The 15,445-nt window shown below is 66.0% G+C and carries 12 protein-coding genes; 7 read left to right on the top strand and 5 right to left on the bottom strand.

Annotated elements, in window-relative coordinates:
• Position 1 precedes the first annotated feature (1 nt).
• The 3 genes from HLH45_RS06985 to HLH45_RS06995 all read right to left on the bottom strand — a co-directional run bounded on the left by HLH45_RS06985 (position 2) and on the right by HLH45_RS06995 (position 5,912).
• On the bottom strand, positions 2 to 1,072 hold the full coding sequence (locus HLH45_RS06985) for an alpha-ketoacid dehydrogenase subunit beta (RefSeq protein ID WP_008575529.1): 1,071 nt from the start codon (positions 1,070 to 1,072) through the stop codon (positions 2 to 4).
• Positions 1,065 to 2,153, bottom strand: coding sequence for a pyruvate dehydrogenase (acetyl-transferring) E1 component subunit alpha (gene pdhA, locus HLH45_RS06990; RefSeq protein ID WP_008575531.1), 1,089 nt, complete (start codon positions 2,151 to 2,153; stop codon positions 1,065 to 1,067). The genes HLH45_RS06985 and pdhA overlap by 8 nt, the downstream gene beginning before the upstream one ends.
• Before the next feature lie 177 nt (positions 2,154 to 2,330).
• Positions 2,331 to 5,912: a lamin tail domain-containing protein gene (locus HLH45_RS06995; protein WP_008575533.1), complete on the bottom strand. Its 3,582-nt coding sequence runs from the start codon at positions 5,910 to 5,912 to the stop codon at positions 2,331 to 2,333.
• A gap of 454 nt (positions 5,913 to 6,366) precedes the next feature.
• Between HLH45_RS06995 and HLH45_RS07000 the strand changes: the two genes are divergently transcribed.
• The 3 genes from HLH45_RS07000 to HLH45_RS07010 all read left to right on the top strand — a co-directional run bounded on the left by HLH45_RS07000 (position 6,367) and on the right by HLH45_RS07010 (position 9,635).
• Positions 6,367 to 7,263 (top strand): tryptophan 2,3-dioxygenase, encoded by an 897-nt coding sequence (locus HLH45_RS07000; protein WP_008575535.1) that lies wholly within the window; start codon positions 6,367 to 6,369, stop codon positions 7,261 to 7,263.
• Positions 7,264 to 7,512: 249 nt separating this feature from the next.
• Positions 7,513 to 9,033 (top strand): peptide MFS transporter, encoded by a 1,521-nt coding sequence (locus HLH45_RS07005; RefSeq protein ID WP_011346143.1) that lies wholly within the window; start codon positions 7,513 to 7,515, stop codon positions 9,031 to 9,033.
• Between the two features lie 11 nt (positions 9,034 to 9,044).
• Positions 9,045 to 9,635 (top strand): thioredoxin family protein, encoded by a 591-nt coding sequence (locus tag HLH45_RS07010; RefSeq protein WP_008575538.1) that lies wholly within the window; start codon positions 9,045 to 9,047, stop codon positions 9,633 to 9,635.
• 358 nt (positions 9,636 to 9,993) lie between these two features.
• Here HLH45_RS07010 and HLH45_RS07015 read toward each other — a convergent pair whose 3' ends face one another.
• Positions 9,994 to 10,482, bottom strand: coding sequence for a MarR family winged helix-turn-helix transcriptional regulator (locus HLH45_RS07015; protein WP_008575539.1), 489 nt, complete (start codon positions 10,480 to 10,482; stop codon positions 9,994 to 9,996).
• A 122-nt stretch (positions 10,483 to 10,604) separates the two neighbouring features.
• Between HLH45_RS07015 and hppD the strand changes: the two genes are divergently transcribed.
• From hppD to hmgA, 3 genes are all read left to right on the top strand, one after another.
• Entirely contained in the window at positions 10,605 to 11,720 is a 1,116-nt protein-coding gene (gene hppD / locus HLH45_RS07020; protein WP_008575541.1) for a 4-hydroxyphenylpyruvate dioxygenase, read from the top strand.
• 178 nt (positions 11,721 to 11,898) lie between these two features.
• The gene (locus HLH45_RS07025) at positions 11,899 to 12,291 is read left to right on the top strand and encodes an endonuclease domain-containing protein (protein ID WP_046932216.1); all 393 of its coding nucleotides are present in this window, start codon (positions 11,899 to 11,901) and stop codon (positions 12,289 to 12,291) included.
• Positions 12,292 to 12,376: 85 nt separating this feature from the next.
• Complete coding sequence (hmgA, locus tag HLH45_RS07030; protein WP_014089175.1) at positions 12,377 to 13,696, top strand: homogentisate 1,2-dioxygenase; 1,320 nt, start codon at positions 12,377 to 12,379, stop codon at positions 13,694 to 13,696.
• A 321-nt stretch (positions 13,697 to 14,017) separates the two neighbouring features.
• On the opposite strand, the gene HLH45_RS07035 is transcribed toward hmgA, so the two are convergent.
• Positions 14,018 to 14,569, bottom strand: a complete 552-nt coding sequence (locus tag HLH45_RS07035; protein WP_008575544.1) for a hypothetical protein — start codon at positions 14,567 to 14,569, stop codon at positions 14,018 to 14,020.
• Between the two features lie 165 nt (positions 14,570 to 14,734).
• Between HLH45_RS07035 and HLH45_RS07040 the strand changes: the two genes are divergently transcribed.
• Entirely contained in the window at positions 14,735 to 15,358 is a 624-nt protein-coding gene (locus HLH45_RS07040; RefSeq protein ID WP_008575546.1) for a hypothetical protein, read from the top strand.
• Positions 15,359 to 15,445 lie beyond the last annotated feature (87 nt).

Raw genomic sequence — 15,445 nt, forward strand, 5'->3', positions numbered from 1 at the left:
ATCAGCCGGCAGCCACCGCGCGACGTGCCGCGGCGACGATGCGCTCCACGCTCGGCAGGAACTTCATTTCCAGCCGGAACAGCGGGATATGCGTGTCGTAACCGGTGACGCGTTCCACCGGCGCCACCAGGTCGTACATCGACTGTTCGGCCAGGCGCGCGGCGATTTCCGCACCGAAACCGGCGCTGCGCGGGGCTTCCTGCACGATCACGCAGCGGCCGGTCTTGGCCACCGATTCGGCGATGGTGTCGAAGTCCAGCGGGCGCAACGTGGCCACGTCGATAACTTCGGCGCTGATGCCTTCGCCAGCGAGTTTGTCGGCCGCCTCCAGTGCCTCTTTCACCTGCGCGCCCCAGGTCACCAGGGTGACATCGGTGCCGTCGCGCAGCACGAAGCACACATCCAGCGGCAGCGCTTGCCCGTCGTTGGCCACCACTTCCTTGTACTGGCGATAGATGCGCTTGGGCTCCATGTAGATGACCGGATCCGGGTCGCGGATGGCGGCCAGCAGCAGGCCATAGGCGCGCTGCGGCGAGGACGGCAGCACCACGCGCAGGCCCGGTACGTTGGTGAAGATGGCTTCGTTGGCTTCGCTGTGATGTTCCGGCGCGCGGATGCCACCGCCCCACGGCACGCGCAGCACCATCGGGCAATGCAGGCGGCCACGGGTGCGGTTGCGCAGGCGGGCGGCGTGGCAGATCAGATGGTCGACCATCGGATACACGAAGCCGTCGAACTGCGCTTCGGCCACCGGCTTCATGCCTTGCGCGGCCAGCCCGACGCTCAGCCCGGCGATGGTGGTTTCGTCCAGCGGCGTGTCCAGCACGCGGTCGCTGCCGAAGCGTTGCTGCAGGCCGGCGGTGGCACGAAACACGCCACCGTTGACGCCGACATCCTCGCCCAGCACCAGTACCGCGGGGTCGTGTTCCAGCTCCCAGGCTAGCGCCTGGGTGATGGCTTCGATCAGGGTGATGGGCGAACTCATGGCGATCTCTCCGCGCGTTGCCGCAGCGTTGTAGGGGGCACTGGCGTGCTGGGAGGTGTCGGCAGGCACATGGGTGAGCTCATCCATGGCGCGACTCCAGCGCCATCACCTCGGCGCGCTGTGCCAGCAACTCGGCCGGCGGGTCGCCGTAGAGGTAATCGAACATCGCTTCGACCGGCTGCACCGGCGTGTTGAGATAGGCGTTGACCTCTTCGTCCACGCGCGCGCTGCATTCGGCCTTCCAGGCGTCTTCCTGGGCGGCGTCCCACAGGCCTTGCGCGGTGAGGTAGCGGCGCAGGCGCAGCAGCGGTTCGCGCGCCCAGCCCTGCTTGACCTCTTCTTCGCCGCGATAGCGCCGCGCGTCGTCGGCGGTGGTGTGGTCGGACAGGCGATAGGTCAAAAACTCGATCACCGTGCCGCCATCGCCGGCCAGTGCGCGCACGCGTGCCTGACGCATGGCTTCGAGCACGGCAACCAGATCGTTGCCGTCCACCTGCAGGCACTGCAGGCCGCCGGCCAGGCCCTTCTGCGCAAGCGTCTGCGCGCCGGTCTGCGCCGAGCGCGGCACCGAGATCGCCCAGCCGTTGTTGATCACGCACAGGATCAGCGGCAGCTTGTAGGCGCCGGCCGAATTGAGTGCGGCATAGAAGTCGGTCTTGGAGCTGCCACCGTCGCCGCAGCAGGCCACCGCAACCTGCGGTTTGCCCTGCAGCTTGAACGACAGCGCCGAGCCGGCGGCGTGCAGGCACTGGGTGGAAATAGGTACGCAGATCGGGAAGTCGATCGCCGCATCGGCATCGCGCGGATAGTCGCTGCCGCGCTCGTCGCCGCCCCAGTACAGCAGCACATCGCGCGGGCGCACGCCGCGTTCGAACATGGTGCCGTATTCGCGGTAGCTGGGCGCGAACACATCGCCGCTGCGCATCGAAGCGCCGATGCCCACATGCGTGGCCTCGTGGCCGATGCAGGCCGCGTAGGTGCCCAGCTTGCCGGTGCGCTGCAAGGCCACCGACTTGGTGTCGAAGGTGCGCACGAACAACATGCGCTTGAACAGGGCGAGCAGTTGTTGCGGGTTGGCGGCGTCGGCCGGAAGGTCGTCGCGGACCCATTGGCCGTCCGCGTCCATGTATTGCAGATAGTCGATCTGGAACTGCGCGGCTACGCTCATTGCGACGACACCTTCATCAAGAAGTTTCAAATGATATGAGTTGCCATGTTAAGGACGGCGAAGCAAAACGCTGTCCTGCACCGCAGCAGACAATCATGCTGGCTTGCACAAAAAAAAGGGCGCGGACCAGGCCGCGCCCTTTGTCGCAGTAGAGAACTGCGACGTGTTGCACTGCGATCAGCGGCGCCCATCACCTCCGCCGATCGGCGTCACGATCAGCGCAGTGTTGTCGGCTGGGTTGGCATCGGGCGAACGCGAGGTGGCCGTGGCCTGCACCCGCACCGCGCCGTCGGCCGGGATGGGCCTGGCAGCGACGGTCAGCTGGAACGTTGCCTGCGCGCCGGGCAGTACCACCGCGGCGGTGCTGCAGACGAAGCGGGCCCGACGCAGCGATTGGGTCTGCTTGTCGCAACGCCAGCCTTGCGGCGGTACCAATTGCGACAACGCCGACACCGTGTTGCCTTCGATCACCAGGCCGGAGCCTTGCGCCGGTGCGGCGCCGACATTGCTCACCAGCACGCGGTAGGTGGCGCTGAAGGCGGTGGTCGGCAGGCTGCTTGGGCCGTCGAAACGTACCGCCAGGTCGCTGCGGGGTTGCGCCTGTACCGTCACGCTGGCCGCATCGGTGTCGTTGCCCGACTGCGGATCGGGGGTTTGCGAGGCCGCCGATGCAGCCAGGGTCAACGTCCGTCCGGCCAATGCCGCACCCGCCTCCACCTGCACCGAGAAGTTCTGCGCGTTACCGGCTGCCAACGCTGCAATGGTGCAGGTGACCACCGTCTGGGTGCCGGTCTGCGGCGGTTGGCACACCCAGCCAGGTGCGGCGGTGACGCGTGGGCTCACTGCGGCATCGAACGCCAAGGCAACCGCAGCGAACGCCGCACTGTCGGGGCCGCGGTTTTCGACGTCCACACTGAAATCGATGCGCTCGCCTTCGGTGACCTGATCGCGCGCAGCAGTGACCGCCACGCCCAGGTCCGCATTGACCTGTTTGGTCATGCGCAACAGCACCACGGTGGGATCGTGATCGGACAGCCGCGTCGGCGTATTGGCATCGTTACGCGCGGTGCCGGGGAAGTCGGCATTGATGCGCGCGTGGCCCACCGACAGCGAGGCGATCTGCGGCGCGCGCATCAGCGCATCGTTGGCCAGGATGTGATCCAGCGACTGCACGTTGCCGTCGAAGGCGTACGAGTAGCTCTGGTCGGGCGTGTTGAACCAGGTCAGGTCGGTGTAATCCGGGTTGACCAGATCGGTGCCATCGCCGCCCACCACGGTCTGCGCATCCGGCGCCGGTTTGCCGGTGACGGTGCCCATCGCATCCACATAGCCGTCGTTGAATTCGAAGGCGTTGAAGTCGCCCATGACCAGCACTTTTTCGTCAGGGTTCAATTGCTGACGCGTCTGCAGCAGGCGCGCCAGATACTCGGCCTGCGCCTGGCGCTTGGCGCGGATGCGCATGCCGGCCGCATCGTCGGTTTCGGCGCCGTTGAGCGAACGCTGATGCACCACGATGGCGGTCAGCGGCAGCACGCGGCCGTCGGCCTGGTGCACGTTGGCGGTGAGCACCAGCGGCGGGCGGTCGTTGAGCAGGCTCACGCCGCCACCCGGCTCGGTCCAGGTGGTGGTCTTGCCTTCCTGAGCGATCGAGAGAACTTCCACGCGCGCCACGCCGCCGGCGATCTGTGCGGTCTTGACCAGGAAACCGACGTCGATGCCGCCCACGTCGTTGCCTTCCTGCAGGTACGCCACGTACTTGGGATCCTGCTGGCCGGCGGCCACCGCATCGGCGTTGACGCGTGCGGCCAGCGTCTGCAACACGCTGAGGTTTTCCACTTCCACCGTGCCCAGGATGTCGGGCGTGTGCAGGTAGTTGCGGATCGCCAGCGAGGCCTTGTTGAGGCGGGCCTGGAAGGCGGCCGGCGTGAGCACCGGTTCGCCGATCGCCGGGTCGTTCTGGTCGTCGAAGAAGCGCTCCATGTTGTAGGTCGCCACGGCCACGTCGTCGGCCTGCGGTACCGGTGCCGGGCGCGGTTGGTCGGCACCGTTGCAGTTCACCTGCGGGGTGCGTTCCGGGTACAGCGTGTAGCGGCGGAAGCTGTAATCCAGCGGGCCGACGACATCGAGCACCTGGCAGCCGGAGGCCAGATCCAGCCGCTCGGCGCCGACGCCGGCACTGCCGACCGCGATCACTTCGGGATTGGTATTCCAGCGCGGCACGCCGGCAGGCGAGCCGGCCGGCAGCGGGTCGGGCAACTGCACGCCCGGCTCGCGGTAGGCGCGCGGCACGCCGGTGACCACGGCATGGAAGACGCCATTGCTGGTCGCCGTGGCGTTGGTCTCGTTGACGCTGCCGCCGGTGGGGGTATTGACGGTGAGGCTGGCGGCGGCCACGCGCATGCCTTCCAGCGCTTCGAGCTGATCGAAGGCACCGTTGGGGTTGGGGAAGTTCGCGCTCAACGCCACCGGCATCGGCAACGGGTTGCCGGTGGAATCGGCCAGCACGGTCAGGCTGCCGCCGATCTCGGTGAGCGGTGGCTGGGTGGGGTCGGCGGTGGGCACGTATTCGATCACCGTGCCCTGCACGCGCACCCGGTTGCCGATGGCGGCCGCCTCCGGCGGTGCGCTGCCGGTGTAGACGTACACGCCTTCGGAGGTGGACGGGTCGGCGTCGGCTTCGCTATCGGGCGCCTGCAGGAAGAACCCGGCGCTGCGGCGTGCCGTCACGATGCCCGAGGTGGCCACCACCTGGCCCTCCAGCGGCGAGCGCGCCCCCTTGCCCTGGATGGCGTGGATCGGCAACAGGCTGAAGTCGTCGTTGAGGATGGTGCCGGTGGCGCTCAGCGTGGCCGGCAGCGCGCCGGTGAGGCCGCTGATCTGCAGCCGGAAGCTTTCATCCGGCTCCGGCGTGGTGTCGCCCAGGACATCGACGGAAATGGTGGCGCTGCGTTCGCCAGCGGCGATGCGCAGGGTGGTGGCGGGCAGGGCGACATAGTCGCTGCCGGCAGTGGCGGTGCCATCGACGGTGGCGGCGGTGAAGCTCACCCCGCCCGCACCGGCCGGCTGGCTCAGGCTCAGGGTGAACACCAAGCTGCGGGTGCCGGCATTGCCTTCGGCCTGGCTGACATCGGCCAGCGTGGCGACCGGCTGGCCGCCGCCGCTGCACAGGCGCGCGGGGCTGGCGGCATTGCGCGGGGCAGGCGCGCCGGTGGCGAAGTCGGCGGCGTTGGTGTCGGTATCGGTGCAACCGTCGTTGCCGCGCAGCACCGCCAGCGTGTTGCTGGGGGCCGGCGTGGGCGCATTGCCTTCGGCGCAGCTGGCGGTGCTGCCGTAGCCGACCAGATCGGCATTGCCGGTGGGGCAGGTGCCGCTCAACGCGGAGGCGCTATTGCTCAGCGCCACCTTGCCGGCGGTGCCGCTCATGGCCAGCGTGCCGGTGGCATCGGGCGTGGGCAGCGCCACGCTGCCGCCGCTGCCGTCGGCCTGCTTGATCAGGTAATAGCCGCCGGCCGGGACAGTGCCCGCCAGCGGGGTGACCTGCCAGCTGCTGCCGGCCGCGGAGGCGTACTGCACCGACCAGCCGTCCAGGCTGACCGGGGCACTGCCGATGTTGTGCAGCTCGATGAAATCGCTGCGGAGGGTGGCGCCGCTATTGCCGCCACCGCCGTAGACCTGGCTGATGACGACCTGGGCATTGGCGTGGCCGGCCACGGCCAGCGCACACAGAAATACGGCTGCACGACGCTGCAACACATGCATGAGATGAGAGTCCCCTGATCCTTGAGACGTGAAACGCTCCCCTGGTCCGGCCACGTCCCTGGCCGGCAGCGCCGTTCGATTCTGCATGAATTTGCAGACCTAGGTTGACGATATGGTGACAGCGGCGCAGTGGCTGAGACCGCACCGGGCGCCTGCCAAGTGGTTCAAAGCTGAAGGAAGCGGGCTCGACGCTGAGGCCCGGGCGTGCCAATCGTGCATACGGATTTTCTACGAGGCACCTGCGCACGTATCTCGCTGGCCCCGATCCCCTCAGGCAATCCCGCCAGGGCTGCAAGCAGCCAGCCAGGGCCGGGGATAGCCGTGGCCCAATACGCTTCGCCATCCGCCATCCGCCATCCGCCATCCGCCATCCGCCAATCCCGAATCCCGAATCCCGAATCCCGAATCCCGGCCGCTGCGTTACCCTGCGTGGCCCGATCTTCAGCGCGATGCCATGCCCGTCGACAAGAACCTGCGTGACCTGGAACCTGGCATCCACACCGACCTGGAGGGGCGGCTGACCTACGGCGGGTATCTGCGGCTGGATCAACTGCTGTCTGCGCAGCAGCCCCTGTCCGAGCCGGCGCATCATGATGAAATGCTGTTCATCATCCAGCACCAGACCTCCGAGCTGTGGCTGAAGCTGCTGGCGCACGAGTTGCGCGCGGCCATCGTGCATCTGCAGCGCGACGAAGTCTGGCAATGCCGCAAGGTGCTGGCGCGCAGCAAGCAGGTCCTGCGGCAACTGACCGAGCAGTGGTCGGTGCTGGAAACGCTCACCCCGAGCGAGTACATGGGGTTTCGCGACGTGCTGGGGCCGTCGTCGGGCTTCCAGTCGCTGCAATACCGCTACATCGAGTTCCTGCTCGGCAACAAGAACCCGCAGATGCTGCAGGTGTTCGCCTACGACCCGCACGGCCAGGCGCGGCTGCGCGAGGCGCTGGAAGCACCCAGCCTGTACGAGGAGTTCCTGCGCTATCTGGCGCGCTTCGGTCACGCGATTCCGCAGCACTACCAGGCCCGCGACTGGACCGCCGCACACGTGGCCGACGACAGCCTGCGGCCGGTCTTCGAGCGCATCTACGAAAACACCGACCGCTACTGGCGCGAGTACGCGCTGTGCGAGGACCTGGTGGATGTGGAAACCCAGTTCCAGCTGTGGCGCTTCCGCCACATGCGCACGGTGATGCGGGTGATCGGCTTCAAGCGCGGCACCGGCGGCTCCAGCGGCGTCGGCTTCCTGCAGCAGGCGCTGGCGCTGACGTTCTTCCCGGAACTGTTCGACGTGCGCACCTCGGTGGGCGTGGACGGCCGCCCCCCGCAAGGCGCCCCGGACGCCGCGCAGGGCTGAGCAAGGCCAGGCATGCGCAAGGGCAAGGCAAGCGCACGCAAGCGCTTGTGCTTTCGGAACAGGGCCGGCGCGATCTCACGCCGGCCCCTGGTGCCCCAGCACGCGGCCAAATTCCGCCAACTCCACCCACGGCCATCAGGCAGCTGACTCCGGCGAATTTGACGCGTACATGACGTCTAAGTGATCCTCGCGCGTCGCCCGGGCTCGCCTCGGTGCACCCAGCCATCACTGAATACGCAAGGGACCTCTATGAGCGTTGACGCGACCGCGCCGACATCCGCCTCCACACCGCCGCAGCCGCCGGCGCCTCCCGAGTTCCCCACGTTGCTCGGCCACCCCCGGCCGTTGTGGCTGCTGTTCATGACCGAATTCTGGGAACGCTTCGCGTTCTACGGCATTCGCTGGGCGCTGGTGTTGTACATCGTGGCGCAGTTCTTCAATGGCGATGCCACCGGCCAGGCGCCGGCGGGGCGGACCTATGGCGCCTACCTGGCGCTGGTGTACGCGGCGGCGATCTTCGGCGGCTACGTGGCCGACCGCGTGCTCGGTTACCAGCGCTCCATCCTGGTCGGGGCGGCCGTCATGGCGACCGGCCTGTTCCTGATCGCCATTCCCGACCACACCATGTTCGAGATCGGCCTGGCCACCGTGGTGGTCGGCAACGGGCTGTTCAAACCGAACATTTCCACCATGGTCGGCAAGCTGTATTCGGTGGCCGATCCGCGCCGCGACAGCGGCTTCACCATCTTCTACATGGGCATCAACCTGGGCGCGATGATCTCGCCGGTGTTGACCCAGTTGCTGGCCGAAAAGGTGTTCGGCACTGAAGTCATGCCGTCCTACAAGATGGTGTTCATGGCTTCCGGCGTGGGCATGCTGATCAGCCTGGTGTGGTTCTGGTTCGGCCGCGTCCAGCTCAAGGGCATCGGCGCCCCGGCGCCCAACGCGCAGGGCATGGGCCGCGTGCTGATGGTGCTGGTGGGCTGCCTGCTGGCGATTCCGGGCGTGTACTTCCTGCTCGCCGTCGGTGCGGACGTGTTGCAGATCGTGCTGACGGTGCTGTTCATCGGCCTGTCGGTGATGCTGCTGGTGGAAGGCATCCGTGAAGGCAAGGTGCAGCGCGACAAGGTGATCGCGATGCTGATCATCTTCGCTTTCAACGTGCTGTTCTGGATGTTCTTCGAACAGGCCGGCAGCTCGTTCACCTTCCTGGCCGACAACATCGTCAACCGCAATTTCGGCAGCTGGACCTTCCCTACCGCCTGGTTCCAGTCGGTGAACTCCATCGCCATCATTGCGCTGGCACCGGTCATCGCGTGGATCTGGGTCAAGTCCGGCCGCTTCAATCCGTCGATTCCGCGCAAGTTCGGCCTGGGCCTGCTGTTCAACGGCCTGGCCTTCCTGCTGCTGATGTTTGCGCTGTCCAGCCTGGTCAACGACGCCGGCAAGATTCCGTTCTGGACCCTGTTCATGGTCTACGTCATCCAGTCGGTCGGCGAGCTGTGCCTGTCGCCGATCGGCCTGTCGATGGTGACCAAGCTGGCCCCGGTACGCCTGGTCGGTTTCGGCATGGGTGGCTGGTTTTTGTCCACCGGCATCGGCAACAACCTGTCGGGCATTTTCGCCGGCCATGTCAGCGGAAACGAAGGCATGAGCGTGTCCTCGGCGCTGGGTGGGTATACGTTCGGGTTCTGGGCGCTGGTGGGCGCCGGCGCGTTGCTGTTCCTGATCGCGCCGCTGATCAATAAATTGATGCATGGTGTGAAGTGAGGAGAACAGCGATGCCGATCAAACCCCTTGTCTGTGGCCTGCTGCTGACCGGTCTGTTGAGCGCCTGCGGGCAGACCAGCAGCCCGCAGGAGGCGCCCAAGCCGTTGGATACCTCGATGCAGAAGCCGCCCAGCGCCGATCCCAGCCAGCCGGTGTCTTCGGGCAACACGCCGACCGCGGCCGACATCGCCGCGGCCGCTGCGCTCAATGCGCAATACGATCCCTCGCGCGATCCGGCGGCCGATCTGGAGACGGCCAAGGTCGAGGCCAAGCGCGGCGGCAAGCGCATCGTGCTCAATGTCGGCAATGCCGCCTGTGAGCCCTGCAAGGCGCTGGACGAGTTGATGGGCGGCGATGCGGAGCTGCGCAGCTTCCGCGACGCGCACTTCGTGGTGGTCAAGGTCAATCGCGATGCAGCCAACGAGAACGCTGCCTTCCTGTCGGCGTTCGCCCAGCTCAACGACGCCCCGTCGCTGCTGGTGCTGGACAGCGACGGCAAGCTGCTGACCACGCAGTCCGGCCCGGAGTTGCGCAAGGGCGAGGGTTTCGACCGCAAGAAGCTGTTCGATTTCCTCAAGCAGTGGGCGCCACCGCAGGCCTGACGTTGCGCGAACGCGTCACACAAAAACCCCCGCATTGCTGCGGGGGTTTTTATTTGCATCGTGCCGATGGCTATCGCCCGGCGCGAACTCAGCCTGTGACTTCCACGCGCGCAGCCCTGGCGCGATGTGATGAGGCCTTGCTGGCGACGGCAGCCACACCGGCATGCGATGCGCTGCGTCAATGCGTGATTTGCGAGCCAGCGAACAGTCGTTTCCGAGCGCGCCGACAATCTATCGAAATCACGCGAGGGCGCCGCGGCACGGCATCCAGGCCAGTGCTGCGCCAGCGCCGATTGCAACCGGATCCGATCCTGTGCGGCGCCAAGGCACCACGCATTGGCTCCCGGCGTAGCGCTGCTCAGTCCTTGCTGGCCATGCGCGGCAGCCCGTCCTTGGCCAGCCGGTCGATCAGCGTTTCCAGGACCTGCTGTTCTTCGGCGCTGAACACCGACATCAGCCGTTGTTCCATCTCGTTGACCAGCGGCGCGACGGTCTCGTAGACCTGCCGCCCGGCCGGCGACAACGCCAGCATCGAGCGGCGGCGATCGTCGCCATGGGTCTCGCGGCGGATGAAGCCGCGCTCCAGCAGGCGCGCCACGGCGCGGCTGACTGCCACCTTGTCCATCGCCGTGCGGTCGGAGACCTCGCTGGCCGAGGAACCCGGATACAGCGCCAGGATCGTGATCACCCGCCACTCGGGAATCGCCATGCCGTAACGATCGCCGTATACCTTGGCGATGTTGCTGCTGATCCGGTTGGACAGCACGCTCAGGCGATACGGCAGGAACTGCTCGAGGTTGAGCAGCACGGGATATTGCGGCGGGTGGGGGCTGTCGAGATCGCTCATGTTGCACTGTGTCTTGATTTTGGTTTCATTTGCAACTACAAACCGAGGGTGGCCTGCGCATTCTCGCGGGTCTTCTGCTACTCCGCATAGCCCTGCGGCCCCCCAAGCGTGGAGAAACGAAGATGAGCGCACAACCGAACACCACCGCAACCCGCCCCGATCCTGGCATGCAGGTCACCACCTTCGACAATCCGATGGGCATCGACGGCTTCGAGTTCGTCGAATTCGCCGCACCGGCCGGCCAGGGGGAACAGCTGCACGATTATTTCCGCAAGATGGGCTTCAGCGCGGTGCTGCGTCACCGCAGCCGCCCCATTACCGTCTATCGCCAGGGCGGGGTCAACTTCCTGCTCAACGAAGATCCCGATTCGTTCGCTGCCGATTTCGCCGCCGCGCACGGCCCCTGCGCCTGCGGCTTTGCCATCCGCTTCCGCACCCCGTCCGAGACCGTGCTGCAGACGGTGCTGGGCAACGGCGGTGAAGCCGTGCAGAACAAGCCCGACACCCGCGCGGTTCCGGCGCCGGTGGTCAAGGGAATCGGCGATTGCATGCTGTACCTGGTGGACCGTTACGGTGAGGCCGGCAGTATCTACGACGCCGATTTCGAGCCGATCGACGGTGCCGACCAGCACCCGGCCGGCTTCGGACTGACCTTCATCGACCACCTGACCCACAACCTGTATTTCGGCAACATGCAGCGCTGGTCGGACTATTACGAGCGCCTGTTCAACTTCCGCGAGATCCGCTATTTCGACATCAAGGGCGCCAAGACCGGCCTGGTGTCCAAGGCGATGACCGCGCCGGACGGCATCGTGCGCATCCCGCTCAACGAATCCTCCGACCCCAAGAGCCAGATCAACGAGTATCTGGACGCGTATCAGGGCGAAGGCATCCAGCACATCGCCTGCTTTACCGACGACATCTACACCAGCGTGGAAAAGATGCGCGCCGCCGGCGTGAGTTTCCTGGATACGCCGGACACGTATTTCGATGTGGTGGACCTGCGCATCCCCGCGCATGGCGAAGATGTCGAACGCCTGCGCCGCAACAAGATCCTGATCGACGCCGACCCCGATACCAAGCAGCGCAAGCTGCTGCAGATCTTCACCACCAACTGCATCGGCCCGATCTTCTTCGAGATCATCCAGCGCAAGGGCAACGAAGGCTTTGGCGAAGGCAATTTCCAGGCGTTGTTCGAAAGCATCGAGCGCGATCAGATCAAGCGCGGGGTGCTTTGAGGGCGGGGATTGGGTATTGGTGATTCGGGATTCGGGATTCGGGATTCGCTTGGAGCAAGACCCTCGAGCGCCACCTCAGCAAGACCAGGCTGTCTGATAAGAAAAGCCCATGAAAACGGACGTGCTTGAAGCCCCTCTCCCCACGGGAGAGGGGTTGGGGTGAGGGTACGGTGGAGCGATGAAAATCAAACCGCCATTGCCTACCGTCACCCGTGCCCACGCCCGTGCATCGCGTCGCCACATGACCGAGGCAGAGCGTGCACTTTGGCGCCGTCCGCGTGGGAATCAGCTCCAAGGCTTCAAGTTCCGAAGGCAGCATCCGATTCCACCGTACATCGCAGACTTTTGTTGCATTGAAGCTAAGGTGATTGTTGAGTTGGACGGATCGCAGCATCAGGCATCCTTCGATCAGGCAAGGACGCGGTGGCTTCAATCGAAAGGCTGGATCGTGCTGCGCTTTTGGAACAACGATGTGCTGCTTTCACTCGATGCTGTGGTTGAGGCGATCTTCACGATAGTCGCGACGCCGTACCCTCACCCCAACCCCTCTCCCGGTGGGAGAGGGGCTTGAACATTGCGTTTCTCTAACATCGCACCTCCCTGCAATCATCGCACCTCCCTGCAACGGTGGTGCCGCAACCAAAGAGCCCACGCCCATGCATGACCAGACTTCCTACATGACCGGCTTCGGCAATGAGTTCGCAACCGAGGCGGTGGCCGGCAGTCTGCCGGTCGGGCAGAACTCACCGCAGCGCGTGGCGCATGGCCTGTACGCCGAGCAGTTGTCCGGCACCGCCTTCACCGCGCCACGCGGCGAGAACCGGCGCAGCTGGCTGTACCGCATTCGTCCTGCAGCGGTGCATGGGCGTTTCTCGCTGATCGAGCAGTCTCGGCTCCACAACGACTTCGGCGGCGGCCCGGTGCCGCCGGACCAGATGCGCTGGAGTCCGTTGCCGTTGCCGTTGCCGGCCACGCGCACCGATTTCGTCGATGGCCTGTACACCATGGCCGGCAATGGCAGCCCGGAGGCGATGACCGGCGTGGCCGTGCATCTGTATGCGGCCAACGCCTCCATGCGCGATCGTTTCTTCTACGACGCCGACGGCGAGCTGCTGCTGGTGCCGCAGCTTGGCCGGTTGCGGGTCTGCACCGAACTGGGCGTGCTTGAACTGGAGCCGCAACAGATCGGCGTGATACCGCGCGGTGTGCGTTTCCGGGTGGAACTGCTCGATAGTGAAGCGCGTGGCTACGTCTGCGAAAACTTCGGCGGCCTGCTGCGCCTGCCGGACCTGGGGCCGATCGGCGCCAATGGCCTGGCCAATCCGCGCGATTTCCAGACCCCTCGCGCCGCCTTCGAACAACGCGAAGGCAGGTTCGAACTGGTGGCCAAATTCCAGGGCCATCTCTGGCGTGCCGACATCGGTCACTCGCCGCTGGATGTCGTCGCCTGGCACGGCAATTACGCGCCTTATCGTTACGACCTGCGTCGCTTCAACACCATCGGCTCGATCAGTTTCGATCATCCCGATCCCAGCATCTTCACCGTGCTGACCTCGCCCAGCGACACGCACGGGACGGCAAACATGGATTTTGCGATTTTCCCGCCGCGTTGGCTGGTGGCACAGCACACCTTCCGCCCGCCGTGGTTCCATCGCAACGTCGCCAGCGAATTCATGGGCCTGGTGCATGGCGTCTACGATGCCAAGGCCGAAGGCTTCGCGCCCGGTGGCGCCTCGTTGCATAACTGCATGAGCGGGCACGGCCCGGATGCGGCCACCTTCGACAAGGCGTCACAGGCAGATCTCACGCGCCCGGACGTGATCGCCGACACCATGGCCTTCATGTTCGAAACGCGCGCGGTGTTGCGCCCTACGCAGCAGGCATTGAACGCCGCCCATCGGCAAGCCGATTACCAGCAGTGCTGGTCCGGATTGCGCGCTGCGTTTCAACCGCCGACAACGGAAGACGCAACCTAGCGCGTGGTCAAGACCTCGCAAGCAATTGGCAGATGGTGCGGACGATGCTCAGGCACACGGTGCCTGGAGTGGATGACGGCCAGATGCCTGCCCCGAGTACCAGCCGGCTGCACCTGGCGGCTGAGCGGCAGGTTGTCCGACGCTCTCAAGCCGGACTGCAGCTGCTCTGTCAGCGCGCCAGCGATGTGATGCGAGCGGTGGGTGCGCGAGCGCGGCCGTTGCGGTGATGCGGCGCTCGGCTCCAGCCCCTGCGCATGTTGAGCGACTCGGCACGAGCCGGTCGGCGCGCGCTGGCCACCACTGCCAGATCACGCGGATGTATCACGCGGCTTGCAAGGTCTCCGGCAGCAGCTCGCCGATCCGTGTACGGACACGTTCGGCGTAGCTCGCCGAGGTGATCTGCGGCAGCGCGTGCAACGCCTCGGCGATGGTCGTGCGGATCTGATCGTCGTCGCGCGCGGCGTGCAGTTGCCGATGCAGCGCAGCGGCAAGGGCATTGCGTTGCAACTGCAGGATATCGAGCAAATACAGGCGTGCATTGGTCGCTGCACGGCGACGCAGGCGCCGCAGCTCTTCTTCGCTGGGCCCTGCGTCCGGTAGGGCCACGGGTGCTTCGTGCACATCGGGCAGCGCGGCAGTGGCTGCCGTGCGCGTTTGACCCGCAGCACCGCCTGCAGCGGGTCCAAGATCCAGATACCCCATCGCGCACAGGCTCTGCACCAAGCCGGTGCCGTCGCCGCCCAGCAGCATGGCGAGCGTGGCCAGATCGCGCTGGCCGTCGGCCAGGATCAACGCGCGCCGTTGCAGCAGCGTCAGCGGGCTGCGGTGCGATTGCAACGTGGTTAAGGCGAGCTCGGTCTTGCGTGGGATCATGGCGGCGGTCCTGCGAAGCCAATAGCGTGACGCCCGCCAATGAAGCGCCGATGACATGGCGGCGACGGTGTGTGGCCACGCTCTGCACATGGTCGCGATGGTGGCTGTGTACGCTGTACTGCAACTCTAGGAAACGCGCAGATGACATACAGACTATTGGGCCTGATGAGCGCATTGCTCGTACTGACCAGCTGCAACCGCGCCGACCAATCGCCCGCGCCGGCCGCGCCCGCCAACGCCGAGCACGTACCGGTTGCGGCCGCTGACGATCAACCGGCGGCCACTGTCCCGCCGGCCACGGCGCCAGCTGGCACATTTCCTCCGCGCACCCAGCAGGACCCCGCTGCGCTTGCGCGCATGGATGGCTATGCCGACTTGCGCTTTGGGATGGATGCCGGCCAGGCGCGGGCTGCCTGGGGTGGCGATTTGCAGGGCGAGGCGGCACCCGATAATGGCTGTTACCTGCTGCGCCCACGGTGGGCCAGCGATGCGCGTCGCTTGGGCTTCATGTTCGAAGGCGGGCAATTGGTGCGCTTGCAGACCAACGAAGCGAAAGAGACGGCGCCGGGCGGCGGCAAGGTCGGCATGACATTGGCGCAGCTGCATGCGTTGTACCCCGACGGCCTGACCGAGCAGCCGCATAAGTACATTCCAGGCGCGCTGACGCTGCGTCTCCCCGACGCTGCCACGCAGACCGCGCTGGTATTCGAGACCGATGCAGACGGCAAAGTCACCAGCTGGCGCGTGGGCAAGCCGCCGCAGGTGGATTACGTCGAAGGCTGCGGCTGACATGCAAGGTGCGATGGCGGTGTCGTCTTGCGCAGGCGTTTGTATCCTGCGCTAGCGGAGGGTGTGTCATTCCTGCTGCGGCCCATG

The sequence above is a fragment of the Xanthomonas euvesicatoria genome, from assembly GCF_013112235.1.
Classification (GTDB): Bacteria; Pseudomonadota; Gammaproteobacteria; order Xanthomonadales; family Xanthomonadaceae; genus Xanthomonas; species Xanthomonas euvesicatoria.

Excerpts from the sequence above, each read along its gene's own strand:
- HLH45_RS07040 (WP_008575546.1), top strand. The coding sequence starts at position 14,735 with ATGAGCGCATTGCTCGTACTGACCAGCTGCAACCGCGCCGACCAATCG.
- hmgA (WP_014089175.1), top strand. The coding sequence starts at position 12,377 with ATGCATGACCAGACTTCCTACATGACCGGCTTCGGCAATGAGTTCGCA.
- HLH45_RS06995 (WP_008575533.1), bottom strand. The coding sequence starts at position 5,912 with ATGCATGTGTTGCAGCGTCGTGCAGCCGTATTTCTGTGTGCGCTGGCC.
- HLH45_RS07035 (WP_008575544.1), bottom strand. The coding sequence starts at position 14,569 with ATGATCCCACGCAAGACCGAGCTCGCCTTAACCACGTTGCAATCGCAC.
- HLH45_RS07015 (WP_008575539.1), bottom strand. The coding sequence starts at position 10,482 with ATGAGCGATCTCGACAGCCCCCACCCGCCGCAATATCCCGTGCTGCTC.
- hppD (WP_008575541.1), top strand. The coding sequence starts at position 10,605 with ATGAGCGCACAACCGAACACCACCGCAACCCGCCCCGATCCTGGCATG.
- HLH45_RS07010 (WP_008575538.1), top strand. The coding sequence starts at position 9,045 with ATGCCGATCAAACCCCTTGTCTGTGGCCTGCTGCTGACCGGTCTGTTG.
- pdhA (WP_008575531.1), bottom strand. The coding sequence starts at position 2,153 with ATGAGCGTAGCCGCGCAGTTCCAGATCGACTATCTGCAATACATGGAC.
- HLH45_RS07000 (WP_008575535.1), top strand. The coding sequence starts at position 6,367 with ATGCCCGTCGACAAGAACCTGCGTGACCTGGAACCTGGCATCCACACC.
- HLH45_RS07005 (WP_011346143.1), top strand. The coding sequence starts at position 7,513 with ATGAGCGTTGACGCGACCGCGCCGACATCCGCCTCCACACCGCCGCAG.
- HLH45_RS06985 (WP_008575529.1), bottom strand. The coding sequence starts at position 1,072 with ATGGATGAGCTCACCCATGTGCCTGCCGACACCTCCCAGCACGCCAGT.
- HLH45_RS07025 (WP_046932216.1), top strand. The coding sequence starts at position 11,899 with ATGAAAATCAAACCGCCATTGCCTACCGTCACCCGTGCCCACGCCCGT.